Below are 25,974 nucleotides of genomic sequence, written 5' to 3'. Positions count from 1 at the left end.
TACGGGGTGGAGAGTCGTCGACGGCGCGCGCTCGGGTACGGCGTGCTGCTGGTTCTGTTGCTTGCCGGTGGCTGTCGCGGGGCGGGGGTGAACACCTCGCCGCAGGCCTGTGACGACGCCCGGGGCGTGCTCGGTCAGTTCCACGGCCTGCGCGGCTCGGCGGCGGAGGTCCGGGCCGCCCAGATCGAAGCCATGCGGCCCGAGTTGGCGAAGGTGGCGGAGTCGGCGGACGGTGACGTCCGAGGCGCGATCCAGCGCCTGGCCGACACCATCGAGGCCGCCAAGATCGACTCCAGGGAGCCGGCCGCCACGCTCGGGCCGAAGCTCGCCGAGTTCGACACCGCGTTCGAGAAGGTCCGGCAGGAGTTCGACGAGATCTGCGACTGAGGTCCGGCCCGGCCCGGCCGGCGCCGAGGCTGGCGGGCGGTGTGCTGACGCTCGTCGATGGGGATGCGGTCGGGTCGTCGCCGAGCCTTACCCCAACGCTCGAAAGATCATTCAGTCCTTCGCATAGACTTGCAGTCTGGCGGGGAGGCTGTTAGCGTACTTCTGCATAGAAATGCGGAGGTGGGCATGGGAATTCGAGTCGCGGTCGCCGGTGCCAGTGGCTACGCGGGCGGCGAACTGCTCCGGCTGATCGCCGGGCACCCCGAACTCGACCTCGTCGCCGCCACCGCGCACAGCCAGGCCGGCCAGCCGGTCGCCGCCGTACACCCGCAACTCACCGGCCTCGACCTGATGTTCGGCCGGACCGAACCGGCGGTGCTCGCCGACGCGGACCTGGTCTTCCTGGCCCTGCCGCACGGCGAGTCGGCGGCGCTGGCCGCGGCCCTGCCCGACGACGTCCGCCTGGTCGACCTCGGTGCCGACCACCGGCTCACCGACGCCGCCGCCTGGACCCGCTACTACGGCGGCGCCCACGCCGGCGCCTGGACCTACGGCCTGCCGGAGTTGCCCGGCCAGCGGGCGGCGATCGCCGCCGCCACCCGGGTCGCCGCCACCGGCTGCTACGCGGTGGCCACCATCCTCGCCCTCGCTCCGCTGCTCGCCGCCGGGGTGGCCGCCCCGCACGACGTGGTGGTGGTCGCCGCCTCCGGCACCTCCGGAGCCGGCCGGTCCGCCAAGGCGCACCTGCTCGGCAGCGAGGTGATGGGCGACCTCTCGCCCTACAAGGTCGGCGCGCACCAGCACGTGCCGGAGATCAAGCAGGCCAGCGGGGCGACCGGACTCTCCTTCACCCCGGTACTGGCCCCGATGCCGCGCGGCATCCTGGCCACCGTCACCGCGCTGCCCGTCGGCGACACCCCGGCCGACCCGCGCGAGGTGCTGGCGCAGGCGTACGCGGACGCGCCGTTCGTGCACCTCCTGCCCGAGGGGCAGTGGCCGCACACCGCCGCCACGCTGGGCGGCAACTCCTGCCACCTCCAGGCGACCGTCGACGTCGACTCCGGTCGGCTGATCGTGGTCAGCGCCATCGACAACCTCGGCAAGGGCGCCGCCGGCCAGGCGGTGCAGTGCGCCAACCTGATGCTCGGGTTGCCGGAGACCACCGGCCTCTCCACGCACGGGGTCGCGCCGTGAGACACCGGAGATCAGAGGTCGGGGAAGCACGCGACAACGAGGGAGGGTTGGCATGAGCGTCACCGCGCCCCGGGGATTCCGGGCGGCCGGCGTGGCGGCCGGACTCAAGTCCACCGACGCCCGGGACGTCGCGCTGGTGGTCAACGACGGGCCGGACGCGGCGGCGGCCGGGGTCTTCACCGCCAACCGGATCAAGGCGGCACCGGTGCTCTGGAGCCAGCAGGTCCTCACGACCGGACTGCTCCGGGCCGTGGTGCTCAACTCCGGCGGCGCCAACGCCTGCACCGGGGCACCCGGCTTCCAGGACACCCACGCCACCGCCGAACACGCCGCTGCCGCGCTCTCCGCCGCCGCGCTCTCCGGAGCCACCGACGGCGCAACGGCGGTCGGCGCCGGCGAGATCGCGGTCTGCTCGACCGGGCTGATCGGCGAGCGGCTGCCGATGCAGCGCCTGCTGCCCGCCGTGGACGCGGCGGTGGCCGGGCTGGCCGCCGACGGCGGGGCGGCGGCGGCCGAGGCGATCATGACCACCGACACCCGGCCGAAGACGACCGTGGTCGCCGGTGCCGGCTGGACGGTCGGCGGGATGGCCAAGGGCGCCGGCATGCTCGCGCCCGCCATGGCCACCATGCTCTGCGTGGTCACCACCGACGCCATCGCCGGGCCGGCCGTGCTCGACGAGGCGCTCCGGGAAGCCTGCCGGGTCAGCTTCGAGCGGGTCGACTCGGACGGCTGCCTCTCCACCAACGACACCGTACTGCTGCTGGCCAGCGGCGCCTCCGGGATCGCGCCGAGCCAGGCCGAGCTGACCGCTGCGGTCACCGCGGCCTGTCACGACCTGGCCCGGCAACTGGTGGCCGACGCCGAGGGGGCCAGCAAGGAGGTCGCGATCGAGGTGGTCGGAGCGGCCAGCGAGGACGACGCGGTCGAGGTCGGCCGCGCGGTCGCCCGGAACAACCTGGTCAAGACCGCGCTCTTCGGCAACGACCCGAACTGGGGCCGGATCCTCGCCGCCGTCGGCACCACGGCCGCCGCCTTCGAACCGGACGGTATCGACGTGGCAGTCAATGGCATCTGGGTCTGCCGGTCCGGCGCCGCCGCCGAGGACCGGAGCAAGGTCGACCTCTCCGGCCGGCAGGTGACCATCCGGATCGACCTGCACGCCGGCCCGGCCGAGGCGACCATCTGGACCAACGACCTGTCGCACGCATACGTGCACGAGAACTCGGCGTACTCGACGTGAGCGCGCGGAACGCGGGTGCGGCCATGATGCTGACCCGCGACCTGACCGAGGCGCAGCGGAAGGCCGCCACCCTCATCGAGGCGCTGCCCTGGCTGGCCCGCTTCTCCGGCTCGACCGTGGTGGTCAAGTACGGCGGCAACGCCATGATCGAGCCGGAGTTGCAGCGGGCGTTCGCCGCCGACATGGTCTTCCTGCGCTACGCCGGGCTGAAGCCGGTGGTGGTGCACGGCGGTGGGCCGCAGATCTCCGCCATGCTGCGCCGGCTCGGCATCACCAGCGAGTTCAAGGGCGGGCTGCGGGTGACCACGCCCGAGGCGATGGACGTGGTCCGGATGGTGCTGGTCGGCCAGGTCGGCCGGGAACTGGTCGGGCTGATCAACGAGTACGGGCCGTACGCGGTCGGCCTCTCCGGCGAGGACGCCCAGCTCTTCACCGCGGTACGCCGACCGGCGTACGTGGACGGCGAACCGGTCGACATCGGCCAGGTCGGTGACGTGGACGAGGTGAACGCCTCGGCGGTCGCCGACCTGATCTCGGCCGGCCGGATCCCGGTGATCTCCACCGTCGCGCCGGACGCCGACGGCGTGCTGCACAACCTCAACGCCGACACCGCCGCCGCCGCGCTGGCCGTCGCGCTGAAGGCCCGCAAGCTGGTGGTGCTCACCGACGTACCCGGGCTCTACGCCGACTGGCCGGACACCGACAGCCTGGTCTCGGAGATCACCACCGGTCAGCTCGCCGAGCTGCTGCCGAGGCTGGAGTCGGGGATGGTGCCGAAGATGGAGGCCTGCCTGCGGGCGGTCAGCGGCGGGGTGCCGGCGGCGCACGTGGTGGACGGGCGGGTGGCGCACTCGACCCTGCTGGAAGTTTTCACGTCGGAAGGATTCGGCACGATGGTGGTACCCGAGCCCGGGGCGGTCACGCCATGACGACGACGCTGGTCGACCGCTGGACGCAGTCCATGATGGACAACTACGGCACCCCGCAGCTCGCGCTGGTCCGCGGCAGCGGCGCGGTCGTGGTCGACGAGGCCGGCCGGGAGTACGTCGACCTGGTCGGCGGCATCGCGGTGAACGCGCTCGGGCACGCCCACCCGGCGGTGGTCGAGGCGGTCTCCCGGCAGGTCGCCACCCTCGGGCACGTCTCCAACCTCTTCGTCGCCGAGCCGCCGGTGGCGCTCGCCGAACTGCTGCTGGCGCTCGCCGGCCGGGCCGGTCGGGTCTTCTTCGCCAACTCCGGCGCGGAGGCGAACGAGGCCGCGTTCAAGCTGTCCCGGCTCACCGGGCGGACCCACGTGGTCGCCACCGAGGGCGGCTTCCACGGCCGCACCATGGGCGCGCTGGCGCTCACCGGCCAGCCGGCCAAGGCCGACCCGTTCCGCCCGCTGCCCGGCGAGGTGACCCACGTCCCGTACGGCGACGTCGAGGCGCTGGCCGCGGCGGTCAGCGACGGGACCGCGATGGTGATCCTGGAACCGATCCAGGGCGAGAACGGCGTCGTCGTACCGCCGCCCGGCTACATCGCCGAGGCTCGGCGGATCACCGCCGAGCACGGTACGTTGCTGGCGCTGGACGAGGTGCAGACCGGCATCGGGCGTACCGGGCACTGGTTCGCGCACCAGGCCGACGGCATCGAGCCGGACCTGGTGACCCTGGCCAAGGGGCTCGGCGGCGGACTGCCGATCGGCGCCTGCCTGGCCTTCGGCAGGGCCGCCGAGCTGCTCCGGCCGGGCCTGCACGGCACCACCTTCGGCGGCAACCCGGTGAGCTGCGCCGCCGCGCTCGCCGTCATCTCCACCATCGCCAACGAGGGGCTGCTCGACCACGTGAAGCGGGTCGGCGAGCGGCTCCGGCGCGGGGTGGAGGCGCTGAACCATCCACTGGTGGCGCAGGTGCGCGGCGCCGGGCTGCTGCTCGGGATCGTGCTACGGGCGCCGGCCGCCGCCGCGACCGCCGGGGTGCTGCGGGACGCCGGCTTCCTCACCAACCCGGTGCAGCCGGCGACGATCCGGCTGGCCCCGCCGCTGATCCTCGGCCTGGACCAGGCCGACGCCTTCCTGGCCGCCCTGCCGGCGGCCCTGGACGCGGCGACCCCGGCGCCGCAGGAGACGGCGGTCCCGACCGCCGCCGACGGGACCGGGGGTGGACACTGATGCCCCGGCACTTCCTGCGCGACGACGACCTCTCCCCGGCCGAGCAGTCGGCGGTGCTGGACCTCGCCGCCCAGATGAAGGCGGATCGCTACGGCGTGCGCCCGCTCGCCGGCCCCCGGGCGGTGGCGGTGCTCTTCGACAAGCCCAGCCTGCGTACCCGGCTCTCCTTCGACGTCGGCATCGCCGAGCTGGGCGGCCACCCGATCGTGGTGGACACCCAGGTCACGCACTTCGGCCGGGGCGAGTCGGTGGCCGACGCGGCCCGGGTGCTGTCCCGGTACGTCGCCGCCATCGTGCTGCGTACCTTCGGTGACGACCGGATCGCCCAGCTCGCCGAGGGCGCGACGGTGCCGGTGGTGAACGGGCTGACCGACGGCTTCCACCCCTGCCAGCTCCTGGCCGACCTGCTCACCGTCCGGGAGCACTGTGGCGGCACCGCCGGCCGGACCCTGGCGTACCTCGGGGACGCGGCGAACAACATGGCGCACTCGTACCTGCTCGGCGGTGCGACCGCCGGGATGCACGTCCGGGTCGCCGGCCCGGCCGGCCACGAACCCGACCCGGCCGTGCTGGAGCGGGCCGCCGAGATCGCCGCCGGCACCGGCGGTTCGGTACTCGTGCTCCGCGACCCGGTCGAGGCGGTGGCCGGAGCCGACGTGGTCGCCACCGACACCTGGACCTCGATGGGGCAGGAGGACGACGGCCGGGACCGGTTCACCGCCTTCCAGCCGTACCAGGTCGACCAGGCCCTGCTGGCCGGCGCCGCGCCGGAGGCCGTGGTGCTGCACTGCCTGCCGGCGCACCGGGGCGAGGAGATCACCGACGAGGTGCTCGACGGGCCCCGCAGCGCGGTCTTCGACCAGGCGGAGAACCGGCTGCACGCCCAGAAGGCGCTGCTCGCCTGGCTGCTGGACCGGCACGCCGAGGAGCGGGCCGCCGCCGACGCGGCGGCGGCGCAGCCGGAGGGTGAACCATCTCCGGCCTCGATCATCGCGTCCGTGGTCGGCGAGTCGGCATGACCGGACCGCTGACCCGGGCCGCCCGGCACGCCCGGATCGTCGACCTGATCCGCGAGCGGGAGATCCGCTCGCAGACCGAGCTGGCCGACCTGCTCGCCGCGGGCGGGGTGCAGGTCACCCAGGCCACCCTCTCCCGCGACCTGGACGAGCTGGGCGCGGTCAAGGTGCGCGGTGGCGACGGACCGGCCGTCTACCTCATCCCGGAGGACGGCAAGCGGCCGCTGCGGGACGCCGAGCAGGCGCCGGCCCGGCTGGTCCGGCTGCTCCGCGAACTGCTCAACGGGGTCGACTCGAGCGGCAACATCGCCGTGCTGCGCACCCCACCCGGTGCCGCCCAGTACCTGGCCAGCGCGCTGGACCGGGCGGGGCTGCCGGAGGTCGTCGGCACCATCGCCGGCGACGACACCATTCTCGTCGTGGCCCGGGAGGCCACCGGTGGCGCGGCACTGGGGGAGAAGCTCTCCGCCTGGGCGGCCCGGGAAGAACATGCTGAAGGGAGCACCACACCATGAGCGAGCGCGTCGTACTGGCGTACTCCGGGGGCCTGGACACCTCGGTCGCCATCCCGTATCTGGCCGAGCAGACCGGCGCCGAGGTGATCGCGGTGGCGATCGACGTCGGGCAGGGCGGCGAGGACATGGCGGCGATCCGCCAGCGGGCCCTGGACTGCGGCGCCGCCGAGTCGGTGGTGGTCGACGCCCGCGAGGAGTTCGCGGCCGACTACTGCATCCCGGCGATGCGGGCCAACGCGCTCTACATGGACCGCTATCCGCTGGTCTCCGCGCTCTCCCGGCCGCTGATCGTCAAGCACCTGGTCGAGGCGGCGAAGCACTACGGCGGCACGATCGTGTCGCACGGCTGCACCGGCAAGGGCAACGACCAGGTCCGCTTCGAGGCCGGCCTCGGCGCCCTCGCCCCCGACCTCAAGGTGATCGCGCCGGCCCGGGACTACGCCTGGACCCGGGACAAGGCGATCGCGTACGCCGAGGAGAAGGGGCTGCCGATCGACGTGACCCGCAAGTCGCCGTACTCGATCGACCAGAACCTGTGGGGCCGGGCGGTGGAGACCGGGTTCCTGGAGGACATCTGGAACGCCCCGATCGAGGACGTCTATTCCTACACCGCCAACCCGGCGGAGCCGCGCGACCCCGACCACGTCGTGATCACCTTCGACGCCGGGGTACCGGTGGCGATCGACGGCGAGACGGTCACCCCGTACCAGGCGATCCTGGAGCTGAACCGGCGGGCCGGCGCCCAGGGGGTGGGCCGGCTCGACATGGTCGAGGACCGGCTGGTCGGCATCAAGAGCCGCGAGGTGTACGAGGCGCCGGGCGCGATCGCGCTGATCACCGCCCACCAGGAGCTGGAGAACGTCACCGTGGAGCGGGACGTGGCCCGGTTCAAGAAGGGCGTGGACCAGCGCTGGGGCGAGCTGGTCTACGACGGTCTCTGGTTCTCGCCGCTGAAGAACGCGCTGGACGCCTTCATCGACGACACCCAGAAGCACGTCTCCGGCGAGGTCCGGTTGGCCCTGCACGGCGGGCGGGCCGTGGTGACCGGCCGGCGCTCTGAGGCGAGCCTCTACGACTTCGGTCTGGCCACCTACGACACCGGTGACACCTTCGACCAGTCCCTGGCCAAGGGCTTCGTGCAGCTGTGGGGCCTGCCGAGCAAGATGGCGGCGGCCCGGGACGCCCGGCTGGGCGGCTCCGGGAAGTGACGGCTGCGAGCGCGAGGAGTGAGGGAGCGAAGCGAGTGAGCCCCGCAGTCGCGAGCGAAAGGCAAGCTCAGCAATGATGGTCGGCGTGGACGACAAGAGCCTGACTGAGAACAGCGCCGGAACCAACCGTACGAGCCTCTGGGGTGGCCGGTTCGCCGGTGGCCCGGCCGAGGCGTTGGCCCGGCTCTCGGTCAGCGTCCAGTTCGACTGGCGGCTCGCCCCGTACGACCTGGCCGGCTCCCGGGCGCACGCCCGGGTGCTGGCCGCCGCCGGCCTGCTCGACCCGGACGAGCTGGGCCGGATGCTGGCCGCGCTGGACGACCTGGAGGCGGCGGTGCGCACCGGCACCTTCCGGCCCACCGTCGAGGACGAGGACGTGCACACCGCACTCGAACGCGGCCTGCTGGAACGCCTCGGCACGCTCGGCGGCAAGCTCCGGGCCGGCCGGTCCCGCAACGACCAGGTCGCCACCGACCTGCGGCTCTATCTGCGCGATCATGCCCGGGGGCTGGCCGCCCGGATCGTCGGGCTGGCCGACGCGCTGGTGGAGCAGGCGGCCCGCAACCTGGAGACCCCGGCGCCGGGGATGACCCACGTGCAGCACGCGCAGCCGGTCACCTTCGGGCACTGGCTGCTCGCGCACGTCCAGCCGCTGCTGCGCGACCTGGCGCGGCTGCGTGACTGGGACCACCGGGCGGCGGTCAGTCCGCTCGGCGCGGGCGCGCTGGCCGGCTCCGGGCTGCCGCTCGACCCGGTGGCGGTCTCGAAGGAGTTGGGCTTCCGGACCTCGTTCGCCAACTCGATGGACGCGGTCGCCGACCGGGACTTCGTGGCCGAGTTCCTCTTCGTCACCGCGCTGCTCGGGGTGCACCTGTCCCGGCTCGGCGAGGAGGTGGTGATGTGGACCTCGCAGGAGTTCGGCTGGGTGGAGCTGGACGACTCCTTCGCCACCGGTTCGTCGATCATGCCGCAGAAGAAGAACGCCGACGTCGCCGAGCTGGCCCGGGGCAAGTCCGGCCGGCTGATCGGTGGGCTGGTCACCGTACTGACCATGCTCAAGGGGCTGCCGATGGCGTACGACCGGGACATGCAGGAGGACAAGGAGCCGGCGTTCGACGCGATCGACACCCTCGACCTGGTGCTGCCGGCGCTGGCCGGGATGGTCTCCACGATGACCGTCCGGGTGGACCGGCTCGCCGCCGCCGCCCCGGTCGGCTTCTCGCTGGCCACCGAGGTCGCCGACTGGCTGGTCCGCAAGGGCGTACCGTTCCGGGAGGCGCACGAGGTGACCGGCCGGCTGGTGGCGCTCTGCGTGGCCCGCGACTGTGAGCTGGACGAGGTCTCCGACGACGACCTGCGGCTGGTCAGCGAGCATCTCGACCCCGGGGTTCGGGACGTGCTCTCGGTCCGGTCCGCGCTGGCCGCCCGGACCACGCCCGGTTCGACCGGCCCGGGACCGGTCTCCGACCAGCTCGTCGCCGCCTCCGACCAGCTCGACGGCTGGCGGCAGTGGTCGACGGAGCAGGTCATCCCGAACAGCTGACCGAGATCGCCCGCCGCTCCGCCCGGCGGGCGATTATCTCCGTCCGGCGCATGGCGCGGCACCTCGAACGTCGATAACCTTCGTTCCGGACAGCTCGTCGGGACTACGGACGTTGTATGGGTGGTGAGTGGCTTGAGGCCGCTGCCGGCGACCTACGGCATGCCGAGAGCCATGGTCGGCTACTTCGTCGTCCTGACCGTCGCCGTCATGCTGCCGGTCGGGTACGCCGCGCTCTTCACCGGCCTGCCCGGCTGGCTGTCGGCGGTGATCCTGCTCGGGACCCTGGGCCTGCTGCTCGGGGTGAGCCTGCGGGTGTCCCGGATGGGGACGGTGGTCGACCGGGACGGGATACTCCGGCGGGGATTCCTCGGCGACCGGCGGTACGGCTGGTCCGACATCCGCGACTTCCACCTGCACGACAACCGGGGAGTGACCCGGGTCGGCCCGTTCGACGTCACCTCCCGCTACGTGGTGGCGGTCTACGACCACCAGCACCAGCGGCGGCGCTGGACGCTCTTCTTCCTCGACGAGCGGGCCTTCTCCGGACCGGGCAGGTTCTTCGAGGAGTTTGAGGAGATCGTCCAGCTCTGGCAGCAGCGTCGCGGGCGGACCCGGTCCAGCGCCTGAGCGCGCGGGCGCGGGACGGCGGCGCGGCAATCGGGTTGGGCGCGGCAATCGGGTTGCGAGCCCGCCGGGTGGCTGGAACGATCTCCCGGTCAGCGCCGAGAGGAGGTGGGCCCGATGCAGTGCGACCGTTCCGTTCGGGCGTCCTCTCCGGCCATCCGTCTCCGCTGACCTCGGCGCGTTCCGCGCCACACCGGTCGGGGAGCCGACGCCCTCCGCCCGGAGGACTTCTGATGATCTCCCCTTTCCGGATCGAGATTCCCGATCCGGTCCTCGACGACCTGCGCACCCGGCTGCGCCGTACCCGGTTCACCGGGCGCAGCGGCGAGCGGCCCTGGCAGGCCGGCACCGATCCCGACTACCTGCGTGACCTGGTCGGCCACTGGGCCGACGGGTACGACTGGCGGGCCCGGGAGGCCGCGCTGAACGCGTACCCGCAGTTTCTGACCGAAATCGACGGTCGGCGGCTGCATTTCCTGCGGATCCCCGGTCGCCGCCCGGCCGGTGCCCCGGTGCCGCCGCCGCTGCTGCTGAACCACGGCTGGCCGAGCAGCTTCGTGGAGCTGCTGCCACTGGCGGACCGGCTGACCGACCCCGGCCGGTACGGCGGTGATCCGGCCACCGCCTTCGACGTGGTGGTGCCGTCGATGCCCGGCTTCCTCTACTCCGAGCTGCCGGCGGAGCCGCTCACCCGGCCGGCGATGGCCGGGATCCTGCACCGGCTGATGACCGAGGTGCTCGGCCACCACCGGTACGGCGTCTTCGGCGGTGACATCGGCGGGGCGGTGGCCGGCTGGCTCGGCGCGACGTACCCCGACCAGGTCGTCGGGGTACACCTGATCCATCCACCCTTTCCGGCCAGTTTCGACGCCCGACCCCTCGATCCCGCCGAGCGGGCCTTCATCGAGGCAGAGGAGCGCTACGACGAGACCGACGGCGGCTACAGCGCCATCATGGCCACCCGGCCGGACACCGTGGCGGCGGCGCTGGTCGATTCGCCGGCCGGGCTGGCGGCCTGGCTGGTCGACAAGTACCGGGACTGGAGCGACTGCCACGGCGACCTGGCCAGCCGGTTCGACCGGGACACCCTGCTCACGGTGATCACGTTGTACTGGGTGACCGAGGCGATCGGTTCGTCGTTCCGGCAGTACCTCGACTATCCGCGCAACCCGCCCCGGCCGGACATCACGGTGCCGGTCGCGGTCACCCTGAGCGCGGAACCGGCGCTGGCCGGGTTTCCCCGCCAACTCGCCGAGCGGGCCTGCCCGGATCTGCGGCAGTGGACCGAGCCGGGTGTCGGGGGCCATTTCATGCCGCACGAGGAGCCGGACCTGCTCGCCGACGAGTTGCGCCGGTTCTTCCTGGGGGCGCTGGACGAGCGCTGAGGACCTCCGCCGGTCGGGCGGCACCGGACGTGAGGCAGGTCTGACGTTGTGAACCTGAGGTTTACAGTGATACCGTCACCGCTGTAAACCTCAGGTTGTCAGGAGTGGTGCGATGTACCGGGTACACCGGCCGGCAGGGCGGTTCGACCAGCTCTCCGAGGGGGAGTACGACCAGTTCGTCGGCCTTGTCGAGGAGTTCAGTCGCCGACTCACCGGGCTGCTGGCCGAACATCCGTCGTTCGCCGCCGTCGAGGCGGGGACGAAGCCGGGTGACGTCGACGACGAGCGGATCCGCCGGGCGGTGTACCTGCGCCGGGTCCGGGCCGGACAGGCCGCGCAGGCGCTGCTCGCCGAGGTGGCCGCCGGCTGTGCCGCCGAGGACGCCTCGGACGCGGTCTGGCTCGGTGCCAGCCTCGCCGACCTGGGCGAGGCGACCGGCAGCAGCCGGCAGGCGGCCCGGAAGCGCTGGCCCGAGCTGGGCCGGATCCACCGGGTCCGGCGCTGGGTGTCGGGGCACGCCGACGACCTGGTGACGGTGCTCCGGATGGTCCTCGACCAAGCGCCCCGGTACACCGCCCCGGAGGGTGCGGTCGAGACCCTCGACCGGGCGGTACGCGCGCTGCACGCCGCGCTCGACGAGACGCTGCGCTCTCGTGACTCGGGCTCGGTGCTGGACCCCGGTACCGGCCGTCCGGTCCGGTGGCGCCGGCTCGCCGACGCGGTCGACCAGCACCTTCGTACCCTGGTCGAGCTGGCCGGTGCGACGACGCCGGAGGCGGAGACGGCGCTCGCCGCCGCCCGGGGCGTCCTGGCGCACCACGACTCGGTGGTGCTCGCCGCAGAGGGTTGAACCGGTCCGGGAGTCGGCGCCGGCCCGTGCACTACGACGTAGCGTGGCCGGACCTCCCGAATCACCCCGAATCCGTCGTCGATCACCCCGAATCCGCTGTCAATCACACCGGGTCCGTCGTTGATCGCACCGGGTCCGTCGTTGATCGTTCCGGGTCGTGCCGGCGCGGCTAGGGACCGCCGGGGCTGTCGCGGGGCCCGCCCTCGGTCTGATCCCAGCGCGGCTCGCCGCGCTGCGCCGAGGGGCGGCCGGCGCGGCTCGATCGCCGGTCGCGCTCCGCTCCGGTCCGTTGCCGGGGTGCGGTCCGGCCCGTCGAGCCGTTCCGGGCGGCGGCACGGCCGTCGGCGCCGCCGGGGAGGTCCGAGCCACCGTGGCCGTTGTCCGGGCAGGGCAGCGCCGAGACCCTGACCAGGGCGTCCAGGTGACCGAGCGGAGTGCCGTCGCTGGCCAGCCGCTGGCCGCTGATCCAGACCCACTGGTTGTCGTAGTACGTCGACAGGTCGAGGCGGACGAACTCGACCATGAGGCGGAGCGGGTGACTGCCGTACCGCCAGTCCTCCGTGGCGATGTCGAGCACGGTGCCGGGAGGCACGTTCGGTGACGCGGACGGGATGGCGTTCACCGGAACCGCCGGGCCGGGGTGTTGCGGCGTACGCCGGCACTGGCACAGGCCGGGCAGCTCAGGCTCCCGCCGCACCCCGCGCACCAGCGGCGGGAGGTTCGGTAGGTACACAGGCCGGCGATGAAACCCAACGCCATCCCGGCGAGCCCTGCCGCGGTGACATACATGATGGGTCCTCCAATTCGGCGACTGAAAGTTACCTTTGCGTCGCCTTTCGCAACCTGCAAGGCCGTGCGTCGAGATCCCGAGCGAGTGAGCAATTGAGCGTCATGAATCATCAGCCGGGCGGCCGGACCGGGGGTGACGCTCGTACCGGCGCTGTGGCAAACTAGTGAGCATGACTCACGGTGTGGTAGGCACATGATTGGCGACAAACACATTGCGGCGCTGGACCAGGTCCTCGAACTGGTTGTGTTGATCAACGACGACATGACCCGGAGCCTGGCCCGGGAGGGGCTGACCGTCTCGCGTACGCACCTGCTCTGGGAGCTGCGCCGGCACGGCCCGATGACCCAGCGCGACCTTGCCGCCGCGCTCAGGGTGAGCGCCCGCACCGTCACCGGCCTGGTCGACGGCCTGGAGGCGACCGGGTTCGTCAGCCGGCAGCCGCACCCGACCGACCGGCGGGCCACCCTGGTCACCTTCACCGAGCGGGGTCGGCAGACGGTCGAGGCGATGGAGCACGGCCAGCAGGAGTTCGCCCACCTGCTGTTCGGGGAGATGCCGGCGGAGCGGTTCGACTGCTTCACCGCCGGGCTGGGCGAGATCCTCACCCGGCTGCGCGGGATCGGCCTGGCGCAGCAATCCCCAGGAGGCGACGGATGACCCAGCGACGCACGACCCGGAGGGAGTTCCCGAAGGCACTGACGACGGTCTGGTCGCTGCTGCGCCGGGCCACCGTCTACGAGCTGGGCATGTGGCGCAGCCTGTTCCGCTGGATCCTGCGCCGGCCGACCGGCCCGGCGGGCACGGTCTCCTTCGGGTACGCCGGCGTCGTCACACCGCTGCTGATCGTCTTCATCGTGGTCTCCGCGATCGAGATCCCCGTGCTCGACCTGATCCTGCCCTGGAAGGTCGCCCGGATCATCGCCGCCACCCTCGGCGTCTACGGGGTGTTCTGGATGATCGGGCTGCTGGCCAGCCTGCGGGTCCACCCGCACCTGGTGGCTGCGGAGGGGATTCGGCTCCGCAACGGCATCTCGATCGACCTCGCGCTGCCCTGGACGGCGATCGAGACGGTACGCAAGCGGCACCGCTCGCTGTCATCCGGCCGCACCGTGCAGGTGGAGCGGACCGACACCCGGACCGTGCTCAACATCGGGGTCTCCAGCCAGACCACCGTCGACATCCTGCTGCGCGAGCCGACCGTACTCCCGGTGCCGAAGGGCACCGGTGAACCCGTACACGAGCTGCGGGTCTACGTCGACGACGCCGACGGCTTCGTCGCGCTGTCCCGCCGACACCTCAGCGCCGAGCCGCCCGGCAATGCCGGCGCACCGGCTTCGGAGAGCCGTTCCGGGGTGGTACGCCCGGGGAGCCGCGCCGGAGCCGGGGACCCCGCCCGGAGCCCGACCGGTCGCCCGTGATGTCCTTGCCGGATGACGTCGGTCGACGACTTCGCCGCACTGCTGGCCGGACCGGTGGTGCCGGCGGCGCGCGGGCTGCTCGGTGCCACCCTCTCGGCGGGCGGCGTCACCGTCCGGCTCACCGAGGTGGAGGCGTACGCCGGCAGCGGCGGAGACCCGGCGTCGCACGCGCACCGTGGGCGTACCCCGCGTAACGCGGTGATGTTCGGGCCGGCCGGGCACGCCTACGCGTACTTCACCTACGGGATGCACTGGTGCGTGAACGTGGTGACCGGGCCGGACGGAGAGGCGTCGGCGGTACTGCTCCGGGCCGGCGAGGTGGTCGACGGGCTGGAGATCGCCCGGAGCCGGCGCACCGCCGTACGCCGGGACGTGGACCTGGCCCGCGGACCCGCCCGGCTCTGCGCGGCGCTCGGCCTGGACCGGGCCGTCTACGGCCGCTACCTGCTCGGCGACGGTCCGGTACGCCTCCGCCCGCCGGCCGCGCCGCTGCCGCCGGAGGCGATCGCCGCCGGTCCCCGGGTCGGCGTCACCGGGGCGCACGACGTCCCGTGGCGGTTCTGGATCGACGGCGACCCGACGGTCAGCGACTACCGCCGGCACGTGCCACGCCGGCGTAGCCCCGACCGACCGGCCGGCCGTCGACCGTAGCCGTCCCCCGCAAGCCCGGAGCTGCGGCGGGTACCGGCCGACGGCTGGCCCCGCCGGACGCGTCCGCCGGAGCCAGCCGCCGTGGTGCCAGGTGCCGTGGTGCCGGGTGCCGTGGTGCCCGGTGCCGTTGTGCCGGGTGCCGGCCTACGGGAAGTTGTTCAGGTACTGCACCTGGTTGGCGGTGTTGGCGGTACCGCCGGAGTTGTTGATGATCCGGTTGATCGTGCCGACCCCGCCGAGCGAGACCGTCACCATGTTGTGGAACCGGACCCCCGAGGTGACCGGCACCTCGAAGGAGCGCTCGTTGACCACCGCCGGGTTCACGTTGAAGTAGCAGTAGCTGCCCAGGCCCCACGCCTCGTGACTGGTCACCGAGTCGGCCACCTTGTACGCCGGATAGCCCCGGGTGGACCCGTTCATGAACGCCGCCTGGTTCGGCGGGTCGTACGGCTTCTCGTTCTGGAAGAAGTACGTCCGGCCGCCGTTGCCGTTCCAGATCACCTCGGTCTTCTGGTAGTGCTCGACGAAGAGGCCGTACATGGTGACGTTGTTGCCGTTCACCACCAGCCCGGTGTCGGCGGTGTTGATGTTCCAGCCGTACGTGCCGGGGTCACCGTGGTCGGCCCGCCACAGCCACATGTGGTCGCCGATCACGTTGTGGCTGTTGATCCGCAGGCTGGTGGTGGCCTTGCCGGGTACCGCGCCGCCGATCCGGAAGAAGACGTCGTGCAGCGAGGTCGGGTTGCCGGCGTGGCTGGCCGAGGAGCCGGCCGGGCCGACCTCCATCAGCACCGACGAGTTCGTCGCGCCGGCCTCGAACATGATGCCGGCGACCTTGACGCCGTCAACGTCGGCCACGGTCATCGCGGTGACGCCGTTCTGCGGCTCGATGGTGGCCAGGCCGAGCCCGAGCACCACGGTGTCCGGCCGGGTCACCCGGATCGTCTCGGTGGTCCGGTAGAGGCCCGGGGTGAAGAGCAGGTTCTTGCCCTGGGCGAGTGCGGCGTTGATGGTCGCCGCGCTGGTGCCGGGCCGGACGACGAAGAACTGGCTCAGCGAGATCGACGAGCCGGCCGGGGTCTTGTTGTACCAGCTCGTGCCCTGGCTGTTGCTGCGCAGCGCCGGCACGAAGACCCGGTACTCGCCGGTGCCGTCGACGTAGAGGAACGGCTTCTCCCGGACCACCGGGGTCTGCGCGACCACCGTGTGCGACGGGTTCGGGAAGTGCGGTGCCGGCGCACCGGCGACCCCGGTGAAGACCATGTTCCAGACCGAGCCGTTCCAGCTGCCGAACTCGCTGTTGCGGGAGTACCACTGCTGCTGCGAGCCGGAGACGACCGTACCGTCGATCTTGGTGTCGGCCATCAGCCCGCCGCTGGACCAGCCGTCGCCGCCGTTCCACAACTGGATCTGGTTGCCGGCGCCGCGCAGGTGCATCCGCCGGTACGGCGCCGCCTGGGAGACCGCCCAGCGTTCGACGATGGTGCCGGCGGGCAGGGTGACCGAGAGGTTCTCGGCCGACCGCCAGAAGTTCTGGGTGGCGTTGCCGCCCATCCAGAACGCCTCGACCCGGACGTGCCCGTTCAGGTTGACGTCGTCCGGTGACATGCCGAGCCCGGCGACCTGGGTGAAGAAGCCGAGGTTGACGTCGGCGGTGTAGGTGCCGGGCTTGAACAGCACCGCGTACCGCCGGGGGGCGAACTGCGCCGTCTCCTGCTCGGTGAAGAGCGAGTTCAGCCGGCCCTGGATGGTGGAGGTCGGCGTCGACGGGTCGAAGACGAAGGTGTTCGGCCCGAGGTTCGGGTTGCGCGGGTCGGTCGGTTCGACCGGGGGATCGCCGGGGCCGGGGCCACCGCCGCCGAACTCGCCGATGACCTGGAACTCCCAGAGCGAGTACCCGTATCCGGTGGCCCGGGCGGTGCCGTACATCCGGACGTACCTGCCGGTGCCGGTGACGTTCAGCGTCTGGGTGCCGCCGGTGCCGGTGCTGGTCGTGTAGACGGTGTTCCAGCTACTGGCGTTCTCGGAGACCTGGATCTGGAACGCCCGGCCGTAGGCCGCCTCCCAGCGCAGCACGACCTGGCTGATCGTGGCGCTCGCGCCGAGGTCGACCTGGATCCACTGTGGATCGCTGAACGCGCTGGACCAGCGGGTGCCGGTGTTCCCGTCCACGGCGGCCGACGCGGTGAAGGCGCCGCCCTCGCTGGACGAGGCCGTCGCCGGCCTGCCCTGCGAGATCAGCGCCGGTGCGGCGCTCGCCGCCGGGGCGGGGCCGGCGAACGGGGTCAGGGCGAGCAGCAGCGTGGCCGCGAGTACGCCGGCCAGCCGGCGCGGTCGGCGGCGGCCGCCGGGATGCCCTCGGGGAGGAAAACGATGAAAAATCATGACCCTGCCTGTCCGTGCGGAGGTGTCTGGCGCCGGCCGCTCCTCGGGGTCCGGAGCGGCGGGCCAGTGGCGGTGTGTGGTGCCGACCGCGGGTGTGCTGCGGTCGGCCTGCTGCGCGGGGGTGCGGTGGGGTAGCCCGAGAGGTCGGTGCCGACCTGCGGAAACGACCGACGGCGGGCGGCGTCGACCGGTCGGGTGTGGACGGTAGAGAGCGCTCTCGCAGGATCACGAGTGTTGCGCTCGGGTTCCGCCGCCGTCAAGACATCAATTTATTACAACGTAATTTATCCCGAATGCCGGAACACGCATCAAGGGTTGATCGATGGAACGGAGGCGGTGCCGAACGCGCCGGTCAGTTGCGCAGGCCACCTGCGGCGAGCAGCCGGGCGACCGGCAGGGTGGCGGCGCCGAGCGCCACCGCGTCGATCCCGAGCTGACCCAGCTCGATGGTGGCCTGCTCGTACGGCTGGTGCAGCGCCTGCCCCGCCGCCGCCTCGCGGATCGCCGGCAGCAGGTGGGCGCCGAGCGCCACCCCGGCCCAGCCGCCCAGCACCACCCGTTCCGGGTTGAACAGGTTGATCAGGTTCGCCACCCCGGCGCCGAGGTAGCCGGCCGTCTCGGTCAGCACCCGGCGGGCGGTCGCGGACCGGTCCGCCGCCTCGATCAGGGCACCCAACTGGGACTCCTCGTCGGCACCGGGTACGGCGTGGCCGCGCCGGGCCTCCCGGTAACGGTCGATGATCCCCTCCGCCCCGACGTACGCCTCCAGGCAGCCCCGGGCGCCGCACCGGCAGGCGCGGCCGTCGTAGACCAGGGTGGTGTGCCCCCACTCGCCGGCGCTGCTGGAGACGCCCCGGTACATCACCCCGTTGGTCACCACCGCCGCGCCGACCCCGGAGCCGACCAGCGCGAAGACGGCGTGCCGGCTGCCCCGGCCGGCCCCGAACCACATCTCGGCCTGGCCCAGCGTCTTCGCGCCGTTGTCGACGTGCACCGGCAGGTCGACCTCGGCGCGGATCAGCCGCTCCAGCGGTACGCCGTGCCAGCCGAGGGTCTGGGCGTGCACGATCGCCTCGCCGCCCTGCACCACCACGCCGGAGACGCCGATGCCGACGCCGAGGATCTCCGAGCGGGTCGCCCCGGCCTGCGTGGTGACGGCGTCCAGCCCGGCCAGGATGTGCCGGACCACGGCGGCCGGTTCGGGCCCGGCCGCGTCGAGCGGGTAGTCGGCGCTGGCCAGCATCGTCATCGCCAGGTCGAAGAGTTCGACCCGGATCCGGGTCTCGCCGACGTCGACCCCGGCGACCAGGGCGTACCGGGGGGCGACCCGGAGCATCATGCTGGGGCGGCCGCCGTCGGACTCCACGGCGCCGGCCTCGACCACCAAACCGGCCCCGATCAGGTCGCCGACCACGTTGCTGACGGCGGGCTGGCTCAACCCGGTGGAGCGGGCGAGATCCTGCCGGGTCAGCGGACCCTCGAGGAACAACTTCGACAGCAGGGCGGACCGGTTGCGCTGTCGCACGATCCGGTTCGTCGTCCGTTCCAGGTCCACCCACCACCTCGATAAACCCGGGTCACCGGGAGTCACTGTACGGCTCGTCCTTGACGGGCGAGCCACCAGACACTTTAATAACCGCGTAAATTAAGCCTTGATGGAACCCCCTTCGGTGGCTCGCTCCATCCCCCCGCCGACGGTGATCGTGCCCGTACCGCCCCACCACCCCGGCCGCCCACGGCCCCCGCTCCGGCGCCACCCGCCGACGGGCCGACGAGGCCGCCGGCCGACGTAGAAGGGCAAGTCGTGTCCAGACGACACCTCGCTATGGCCGTCGCGGCGCTGCTGACGACCGCCTCCCTCGCCGCCTGCGGCGACTCCGGCGGCTCGTCCGAGGGCGCCGCGAAGACGCTCACCTACTGGGCCAGCAACCAGGGCGCCAGCATCGAGTTCGACAAGCAGACCCTCCAGCCGGAGCTGGACAAGTTCGAGCAGCAGACCGGCATCAAGGTCAACCTCGAGGTCGTGCCCTGGTCGGACCTGCTCAACCGACTGCTCGCCGCCGCCACCTCGGGCAAGGGCCCGGACGTGGTGAACATCGGCAACACCTGGTCGGCCTCGTTGCAGGCCACCAACGCGCTGATCCCGTTCGACGACGCGACCCTGGGCGAGGTGGGCGGCAAGGACCGCTTCGTGCCGGCCGCGCTGGCCGCCGCCGGCGCCCCCGGCAAGCCGCCGGCCGCCGTGCCGCTCTACAGCCTGGCGTACGCGCTCTACTACAACAAGAAGATGTTCACCGACGCCGGCATCACCACCCCGCCCGCCACCTGGGAGGAGCTGGTCGAGACCGGCAAGAAGCTCACCAAGTCCGGCCAGTGGGGCCTGGCCGTGGAGGGCGCCAACCCGTCGGAGAACTCCCACCACGCCTTCACCTTCGGCCAGCAGTGGGGCGGCGAGTGGTTCGACTCCGCCGGCAAGCCGACCTTCGACACCCCGCAGAACGTCGCGGCGGTCAAGCGGTACATCGACCTGATGGCGGTTGACAAGATCGTCAACCCGAGCAACGCCGAGTACGCCCAGAACCAGTCCGTCGCCGACTTCGCCAACCGCAAGGCGGCGATGCTGCTCTGGCAGGCCGCGGGGTCGAACCTCAAGGCACAGGGGATGAGCCCGGACGAGTGGGGGATCGCCCCGGTGCCGTTCCCGGCCACCCCGCCGCCCGGCGGCAAGAAGGTCAACAGCATGGTGGCCGGCATCAACATCGCGGTCTTCAAGCACACCGAGAACCGCGAGGGTGCGCTCCAGTTCGTCAAGTTCATGACCAGCGACGCGGAGCAGGTGATCCTCAACAAGACCTACGGCTCGCTGCCGTCGGTCAAGCCGGCCAGCGCCGACCCGGCGTTCCAGGCGCCGGAGCAGAAGGTGCTGGGCGAGGTGCTCGGCTCCACCGCCGCACCGCTGCCGCAGGTGCCGGAGGAGAGCCAGTTCGAGACCCTGGTCGGTACCGCCATGAAGGAACTCTTCGCCGACGCGGCGGGCGGCAAGGCCGTCACCGAGGCGCAGGTGAAGGAGAAGCTCGGCGTAGCGCAACAGAAGATGGGCAGCTGAGCCGCGACGCCGACGGTTGACCGTGGAGGGGGACCGCCGCCCCCTCCACGGTCCACCCTGAGAGGATCCGATGGCCACCACCACCGCGCCCGGCCCCGTACGGCCCGCCGGGCGACCAGCGCAGGACGGCCCGCCGCGCCCGCGCGGGCGCCGCACCGTACGGCGGACGTACCTGCCGTACCTGCTGCTCGTCCCGGCCGCCCTGCTCGAACTCGGCATCCACGTGGTCCCGATGCTCGTCGGGGTCTGGATGAGCCTGCTCGAACTGACCCAGTTCCACATCCGGGACTGGTCCACCGCACCCTTCACCGGCTTCGAGAACTACCGGGTCACCTTCGACTTCGGCTCCGCGACCGGTAAGGACCTGCTGCACTCGTTCTGGGTCACCGCGCTCTACACCACGCTCTCGGTGGGCTTCTCCTGGATGCTCGGGCTGGCCGCCGCGGTCTTCCTGCAACGGCCGTTCAAGGGCCGGGCGCTGTTGCGCACCCTCTTCCTCACCCCGTACGCGCTGCCGGTCTACACCGCCGTGATCACCTGGACCTTCATGTTCCAGCGGGACACCGGCCTGGTGAACCACGCCCTCGACCAGCTCGGCCTGATCGACGGGGCGAACCCGCCGTTCTGGCTGATCGGGGAGAACAGCTTCGTCGCCCTGCTGATCGTCTCGGTCTGGAAGTCCTGGCCGTTCGCCTTCCTCTGCCTGATGGCCGGGTTGCAGAACGTGCCGCCGGAACTCTACGAGGCGTCCGCGATCGACGGCGCGAACTTCTGGCGGCGGCTGCGCGACGTCACCCTGCCGATGCTCCGGCCGGTCAACCAGGTGCTGCTGCTGGTCCTCTTCCTCTGGACCTTCAACGACTTCAACACCCCGTACGTGCTCTTCGGCGGCTCCGCGCCGAGGCAGGCCGACCTGATCTCGATCCACATCTACCAGAGTTCCTTCGTCACCTGGAACTTCGGCCTCGGGTCGGCGATGTCGGTGGCGCTGCTGCTCTTCCTGCTCGTCGTCACCGCCGTCTACCTGCTCGTCACCAACCGCAGGAGAGAGCATGCGTGAGTCAACCGGCGAACGCTGGGCCCGCCGCATCGTGCTCAGCCTGCTGACCCTCTTCGTCCTCGCCCCGCTGTACGTGATGGTCAGCTCCGGGCTCAAGCCGCTGCGCGACGTGCAGGGCGCCTTCACCTGGCTGCCCAGCCGGGTCACCTTCCAGCCCTTCGTGGACATGTGGCAGACGGTGCCGCTCGGCCGCTATCTGGTGAACAGCCTGCTGGTGGCCAGCTCGGCCGCGGTGATCTCGGTGGCGATCGCCATCTTCGCCGCCTTCGCGATCAGCCGCTACCGGTTCCGCGGCCGGCAGCTCTTCTCGGTCACGGTCCTCTCGACGCAGATGTTCCCCGGCATCCTCTTCCTGCTGCCGCTCTTCCTCATCTACGTCAACCTGGGCAACGTCACCGGGATCGAGCTGTACGCCAGCCGGCTCGGGCTGACCATCACCTATCTCACCTTCTCGCTGCCGTTCTCCATCTGGATGCTGGTCGGCTACTTCGACTCGATCCCGCGCGGGCTCGACGAGGCGGCCCAGGTCGACGGGGCCGGACCGCTGCGCACGCTCTTCCAGGTGATCCTCCCGACGGCGGTGCCCGGGATCGTCGCGGTCACCGTCTACGCCTTCATGACCGCCTGGGGGGAGGTGCTCTTCGCCTCGGTGATGACCGACGAGAACAGTCGTACCCTCGCCGTCGGGCTCCAGGGCTACGCCACCCAGTACAACGTCTACTGGAACCAGGCGATGGCCGCCTCGGTGGTGGTGAGCATCCCGGTGGTGATCGGCTTCCTCGCCCTGCAACGCTACTTCGTCGCCGGGCTGACCGCCGGAGCGGTCAAGTAGCCCGCCTGTCCGTCCTGCCCGTCGAGCCACCGTCCGACCCGGACCGAGACCCGCGCGGTCAGCAGGCTCTGAACCATCCAAAGGAGAGTCGACCGATGCCGGATCTGTCCAAGCTGCCACCGAACTTCACCTGGGGCGTCGCCACCGCGGCGTACCAGATCGAGGGGGCTGTCGGTGTGGACGGCCGCAGCCCGTCCATCTGGGACACCTGGAGCCGGGTGCCCGGCAACGTCGACAACGGCGACACCGGCGACGAGGCGTGCGACCACTACCACCGCTGGCCGGAGGACGTGGCCCTGATGCGGCGGCTCGGCGTCGACGCGTACCGCTTCTCGGTGGCCTGGCCCCGGGTGATGCCGGACGGCACCGGCCGGGTCAACCCGGCCGGGCTGGCCTTCTACGACCGGCTGGTCGACGCGCTGCTGGCGGCCGAGATCCGGCCGCTGGTCACGCTCTACCACTGGGACCTGCCGCAGGCGCTCCAGGACCGGGGTGGCTGGCCGGCGCGGGCCACCGCCGAGGCGTTCGCCGACTACGCCTCGGTGGTGGCCGGCGCGCTCGGCGACCGGGTCACCGACTGGGTGACGGTGAACGAGCCGCTCTGCGTCTCCTGGATCGGGCACCTGGAGGGCCGGATGGCCCCGGGCGAGCAGGACCTCACCCGGGCGGTCGCCGCCTCGCACCACACGCTGCTCGGGCACGGCCTCGCCACGGCGGCGGTGCGGGCGGCGGCGAGCCGGCCGGCCTCGGTCGGCATCGTGCTCAACCCGAGCCCGTGCGAGCCGGGCAGCGACCGGCCGGAGGACGTGGCGGCGGCGGTCCGGGCCGACGGGCACGTCAACCGGTGGTGGCTGGACCCGCTTTACGGGCGGGGCTACCCGACCGACATGCTGGAGGTCTACGGCGTCGAGCCGCCGGTCCGCCCCGGCGACCTGGAGTGCATCGCCACCCCGACCGAGTTCCTCGGGTTGAACTACTACTTCCGGCAGGTCATCGTCGACGACCCGGACGGCCCGGTGCCGCACGCCCGGCAGATCCCGGTACCCGGCTCGACGCAGACCGCGATGGGCTGGGAGGCGTACCCGACCGGGCTGGAGGAGCTGCTGGTCTCGGTGACCGAGCGGTACGCCCCGGCCCGGATCCTGGTCACCGAGAGCGGTTCGGCCTGGCCGGACAGCGTCACCGCCGAGGGTGGCATCGAGGACAAGGAGCGGACGGCGTACCTGGAGGAGCACGTCCAGGCCGTCGCGGCGGCGGTCGCCCGGGGGGTACCGGTGGAGGGCTACTTCTACTGGTCGCTGCTGGACAACTTCGAGTGGGCGTACGGCTACGACAAGCGGTTCGGCCTGGTGCACGTCGACTACGCCACCCAGCGCCGGACGATGAAGGCGAGCGGGCTGCGCTACGCCGACATCATCCGGGACCACCAGCGGCTGGACGGGCGCGCGCAGCCGGAGAACCCCTCCCCGGTGGGCTGACCTTGGCCGACGCCGAACGGCGGTGACGGCACGGCCAGCTCCGGCACCGCCACTGCCAGAACGGACATCCAAGACATCTGACCCGAGGTGGTCGGCTGTCTCCGTGGGTACCGGCCGGTCCCGCGGGACCGAGCCGACGTCGGCAGCATCGACGCGGGTACGGTGTGCGGAGCCGTTCGACGGGCCGACGGCGTCCCGCCCTGCTCCATTTCCCCCCGAGGAGTGCAAGATCAGATGAGCGATCCGGTCCAGACCCCCGAGCAGCCGGGGCCGACGAGCCAGCGGCGTCCGACCAAGCAGGAGCGCCGGGCCGCCGCGGAGGCGGCCGCGGCCCAGGCCGCCGCGAACCGGGCCCGTGTGCAGCGGGTGGCCGGCGGGACCGTCGGAATCCTCCTGGCCGGGCTGGGCGTCGCCGCCGTCGTCGTGCTGCCGCAGGTGATGGAGGACGCGCCCCGCTCGTCGGCCGCACCGGTGGCGAGTGCGACCACCCCGCCGGCCGCCGAGCCGACCGCCCCGCCGGAGCCGACCGCCCCGCCGGAGAGCCCCGGGGCGCCGTCCCGGCCGCCGGCCGACCTGGATCCCCGGCTGGCGGAGCGACCCACCGTCGAGGCCGGCAAGGGCGAGTTGACCAAGCTCACCGTCACTCCGCTGATCGAGGGCACCGGCCCTGCGGTGCAGAACGGGCAGACGATCACGGCCAACTACGTCGGTGTCTACTACGCCACGGGTCAGGAGTTCGACTCCTCGTGGAGGCAGGGCCAGCCGGTCCCGCTCCAGGTCGGCGGCATGATTCCCGGCATGGACCAGGGGCTGGTGGGGGTCAAGGTCGGCAGCCGGGTGCAGATCGACATTCCGACGGACCTCGCCTACGGCGACAACCCGACCGGCGGTGCCCCGGCCGGCCCGCTCCGGTTCGTGGTGGACGTCCTGGCGGCGCAGTAGCCCGTCCGGGCAGCAGACCTACGACGGCGGCCGTGACCAGGAAGGTCACGGCCGCCGTGTCCGTCGGGTGCGCCCCGCGGCTCAGGCCGGAGTGGGCGTGGAACTCTTCTCGCTGGGCTCGGCCTCGGCGGCCGGCGCCACGGTGTCGATCGCCTCGACGGTCTCCTCGTCCCGGTGCGCCCGGTACTGCCGGATCGAGTACGCCAGCGCGAGCGCCCAGATCAGGTAGATCGCCGCGTAGACGGAGTACCGCACGCCGTCCGGCGCGTCGATCCAGTCGCTGCGCAGCAGGGTCCGGGCATTGGTCACGATGATCACGCCACCCACCGCCGAGCCGAGGATCCGGGGCGGGATGTGCCGGACCAGCCAGGCGGCGATCGGCGCGGCGACCACGCCGCCGAGCAGCAGCGCGAGGACCCAGGCGAAGTTGACGTTCTCGCTGCCCAGGCCGACCAGGAAACCGAGGCTCGCGGCGACCGCGACCAGGAACTCGCTGGTGTCGATCGAGCCGATCACCTTGCGGGGCGCCATCCGGCCGCTGGCCAGGATCGCCGGGGTGCCGACCGGTCCCCAGCCGCCGCCACCGGTCGAGTCGACGAAGCCGGCGAGCAGGCCGAGCGGGGCGAGGAACCGCTTGCGCAGCGGCTGGCCGAGGCGGTCCCGGGGGATGCCGGCCGCGGTGAACCGGACCAGGATGTAGATCCCGAGGGTGAGCAGCAGCAGCGCCATGATCGGCGCGGCGACCTCGGTGGAGAGGCTGGACAGGAAGGTGGCGCCGGCGAAGGCGCCGACCGCACCCGGTATGCCGATCTTGGCGACCACCTTCCAGTCGACGTTGCCGAACCGCCAGTGCGCGGCGCCGGAGGCGAGGGTGGTGCCGATCTCGGCCAGGTGCACGGTGGCGGACGCGGCCGCCGGGTTGGTGCCGATCGCCAGCAGCAGGGTGGTGGAGGTGACGCCGTACGCCATGCCGAGACTGCCGTCGACGAGCTGCGCACCGAGCCCTACCAGGGCGAGGAGCAGAAGTTTTCGCACGGGCGTTCCTTCCCGGAAAGGTGGTCGAGGGGATGCCTGACCGAGCTGACGGCCGGGGCGTTCCGGCCGGAGCCAGCGCCGACAGTTCGGACGACGGGTCCGTACCAGGAGCGGGTACGGGCTGGGGCGGACCACGCGGCGTTGCGCTTATTCCCCATCT

Annotated in this window: 24 protein-coding genes; 20 read left to right on the top strand and 4 right to left on the bottom strand. The window is 72.2% G+C overall.

Annotated elements, in window-relative coordinates; all coding sequences use genetic code 11:
- Positions 1 to 6: 6 nt before the first annotated feature.
- The 12 genes from C6361_RS22840 (at position 7) to C6361_RS22785 (ending at position 12,117) form a co-directional block, all read left to right on the top strand.
- Positions 7 to 387 (top strand): hypothetical protein, encoded by a 381-nt coding sequence (locus C6361_RS22840; protein ID WP_159079430.1) that lies wholly within the window; start codon positions 7 to 9, stop codon positions 385 to 387.
- Between the two features lie 186 nt (positions 388 to 573).
- The gene (argC, locus tag C6361_RS22835) at positions 574 to 1,581 is read left to right on the top strand and encodes an N-acetyl-gamma-glutamyl-phosphate reductase (protein WP_107268950.1); all 1,008 of its coding nucleotides are present in this window, start codon (positions 574 to 576) and stop codon (positions 1,579 to 1,581) included.
- A 52-nt stretch (positions 1,582 to 1,633) separates the two neighbouring features.
- Positions 1,634 to 2,824 carry a bifunctional glutamate N-acetyltransferase/amino-acid acetyltransferase ArgJ gene (gene argJ / locus C6361_RS22830; protein ID WP_107268949.1) on the top strand — a complete coding sequence of 397 codons (1,191 nt, stop codon included), beginning with the start codon at positions 1,634 to 1,636 and terminating at the stop codon, positions 2,822 to 2,824.
- Between the two features lie 23 nt (positions 2,825 to 2,847).
- Positions 2,848 to 3,753 (top strand): acetylglutamate kinase, encoded by a 906-nt coding sequence (gene argB, locus C6361_RS22825; protein ID WP_107271123.1) that lies wholly within the window; start codon positions 2,848 to 2,850, stop codon positions 3,751 to 3,753.
- Entirely contained in the window at positions 3,750 to 4,976 is a 1,227-nt protein-coding gene (locus C6361_RS22820; protein WP_107268948.1) for an acetylornithine transaminase, read from the top strand. The genes argB and C6361_RS22820 overlap by 4 nt, the downstream gene beginning before the upstream one ends.
- Positions 4,976 to 5,995, top strand: a complete 1,020-nt coding sequence (gene argF / locus C6361_RS22815; protein ID WP_107268947.1) for an ornithine carbamoyltransferase — start codon at positions 4,976 to 4,978, stop codon at positions 5,993 to 5,995. Before C6361_RS22820 ends, argF begins: the two co-directional genes overlap by 1 nt.
- Positions 5,992 to 6,507, top strand: a complete 516-nt coding sequence (locus C6361_RS22810) for an arginine repressor (protein WP_107262744.1) — start codon at positions 5,992 to 5,994, stop codon at positions 6,505 to 6,507. The genes argF and C6361_RS22810 overlap by 4 nt, the downstream gene beginning before the upstream one ends.
- Positions 6,504 to 7,715 (top strand): argininosuccinate synthase, encoded by a 1,212-nt coding sequence (locus C6361_RS22805; protein WP_107268946.1) that lies wholly within the window; start codon positions 6,504 to 6,506, stop codon positions 7,713 to 7,715. Before C6361_RS22810 ends, C6361_RS22805 begins: the two co-directional genes overlap by 4 nt.
- Positions 7,716 to 7,791: 76 nt before the next feature.
- Positions 7,792 to 9,258 (top strand): argininosuccinate lyase, encoded by a 1,467-nt coding sequence (argH, locus tag C6361_RS22800; protein WP_107264437.1) that lies wholly within the window; start codon positions 7,792 to 7,794, stop codon positions 9,256 to 9,258.
- A 132-nt stretch (positions 9,259 to 9,390) separates the two neighbouring features.
- Positions 9,391 to 9,885 (top strand): PH domain-containing protein, encoded by a 495-nt coding sequence (locus C6361_RS22795; protein WP_107262742.1) that lies wholly within the window; start codon positions 9,391 to 9,393, stop codon positions 9,883 to 9,885.
- Between the two features lie 230 nt (positions 9,886 to 10,115).
- Positions 10,116 to 11,267, top strand: a complete 1,152-nt coding sequence (locus C6361_RS22790) for an epoxide hydrolase family protein (RefSeq protein ID WP_234358961.1) — start codon at positions 10,116 to 10,118, stop codon at positions 11,265 to 11,267.
- A 112-nt stretch (positions 11,268 to 11,379) separates the two neighbouring features.
- On the top strand, positions 11,380 to 12,117 hold the full coding sequence (locus C6361_RS22785; RefSeq protein WP_107268944.1) for a hypothetical protein: 738 nt from the start codon (positions 11,380 to 11,382) through the stop codon (positions 12,115 to 12,117).
- A 169-nt stretch (positions 12,118 to 12,286) separates the two neighbouring features.
- On the opposite strand, the gene C6361_RS22780 is transcribed toward C6361_RS22785, so the two are convergent.
- Entirely contained in the window at positions 12,287 to 12,814 is a 528-nt protein-coding gene (locus C6361_RS22780) for a hypothetical protein (RefSeq protein WP_159079429.1), read from the bottom strand.
- Between the two features lie 285 nt (positions 12,815 to 13,099).
- Here C6361_RS22780 and C6361_RS22775 point away from each other — a divergent pair, with 285 nt between their 5' ends.
- From C6361_RS22775 to C6361_RS22765, 3 genes are read left to right on the top strand one after another with little or no spacing between them, the layout of a single operon-like run.
- The gene (locus tag C6361_RS22775) at positions 13,100 to 13,564 is read left to right on the top strand and encodes a MarR family winged helix-turn-helix transcriptional regulator (RefSeq protein ID WP_107262738.1); all 465 of its coding nucleotides are present in this window, start codon (positions 13,100 to 13,102) and stop codon (positions 13,562 to 13,564) included.
- Entirely contained in the window at positions 13,561 to 14,325 is a 765-nt protein-coding gene (locus C6361_RS22770; RefSeq protein WP_107268942.1) for a hypothetical protein, read from the top strand. The genes C6361_RS22775 and C6361_RS22770 overlap by 4 nt, the downstream gene beginning before the upstream one ends.
- 12 nt (positions 14,326 to 14,337) lie before the next feature.
- Positions 14,338 to 14,976, top strand: a complete 639-nt coding sequence (locus tag C6361_RS22765) for a DNA-3-methyladenine glycosylase (protein WP_107262736.1) — start codon at positions 14,338 to 14,340, stop codon at positions 14,974 to 14,976.
- A 144-nt stretch (positions 14,977 to 15,120) separates the two neighbouring features.
- On the opposite strand, the gene C6361_RS22760 is transcribed toward C6361_RS22765, so the two are convergent.
- Positions 15,121 to 17,361, bottom strand: a complete 2,241-nt coding sequence (locus C6361_RS22760) for a discoidin domain-containing protein (protein WP_107262735.1) — start codon at positions 17,359 to 17,361, stop codon at positions 15,121 to 15,123.
- A 352-nt stretch (positions 17,362 to 17,713) separates the two neighbouring features.
- Positions 17,714 to 18,916, bottom strand: coding sequence for an ROK family transcriptional regulator (locus tag C6361_RS22755; RefSeq protein ID WP_107262734.1), 1,203 nt, complete (start codon positions 18,914 to 18,916; stop codon positions 17,714 to 17,716).
- Between the two features lie 249 nt (positions 18,917 to 19,165).
- Here C6361_RS22755 and C6361_RS22750 point away from each other — a divergent pair, with 249 nt between their 5' ends.
- The 5 genes from C6361_RS22750 to C6361_RS22730 all read left to right on the top strand — a co-directional run bounded on the left by C6361_RS22750 (position 19,166) and on the right by C6361_RS22730 (position 24,779).
- Complete coding sequence (locus C6361_RS22750) at positions 19,166 to 20,467, top strand: ABC transporter substrate-binding protein (protein WP_199853054.1); 1,302 nt, start codon at positions 19,166 to 19,168, stop codon at positions 20,465 to 20,467.
- 70 nt (positions 20,468 to 20,537) lie between these two features.
- Complete coding sequence (locus C6361_RS22745; RefSeq protein ID WP_107268940.1) at positions 20,538 to 21,527, top strand: carbohydrate ABC transporter permease; 990 nt, start codon at positions 20,538 to 20,540, stop codon at positions 21,525 to 21,527.
- A complete protein-coding gene (locus C6361_RS22740) occupies positions 21,520 to 22,359 on the top strand; it encodes a carbohydrate ABC transporter permease (protein ID WP_107262731.1) in 840 nt (279 codons plus the stop codon). Before C6361_RS22745 ends, C6361_RS22740 begins: the two co-directional genes overlap by 8 nt.
- A gap of 95 nt (positions 22,360 to 22,454) precedes the next feature.
- Positions 22,455 to 23,837, top strand: a complete 1,383-nt coding sequence (locus tag C6361_RS22735; RefSeq protein WP_107268939.1) for a GH1 family beta-glucosidase — start codon at positions 22,455 to 22,457, stop codon at positions 23,835 to 23,837.
- A 234-nt stretch (positions 23,838 to 24,071) separates the two neighbouring features.
- Entirely contained in the window at positions 24,072 to 24,779 is a 708-nt protein-coding gene (locus tag C6361_RS22730; protein WP_107262729.1) for an FKBP-type peptidyl-prolyl cis-trans isomerase, read from the top strand.
- A gap of 81 nt (positions 24,780 to 24,860) precedes the next feature.
- On the opposite strand, the gene C6361_RS22725 is transcribed toward C6361_RS22730, so the two are convergent.
- A complete protein-coding gene (locus C6361_RS22725) occupies positions 24,861 to 25,814 on the bottom strand; it encodes a sulfite exporter TauE/SafE family protein (RefSeq protein WP_107268938.1) in 954 nt (317 codons plus the stop codon).
- Positions 25,815 to 25,974: the final 160 nt, after the last annotated feature.

The sequence above is a fragment of the Plantactinospora sp. BC1 genome, from assembly GCF_003030345.1.
Classification (GTDB): Bacteria; Actinomycetota; Actinomycetes; order Mycobacteriales; family Micromonosporaceae; genus Plantactinospora.
Note: the sequence above shows the minus strand (reverse complement) of the source record. Positions and strands in the feature narration are given on the sequence as shown.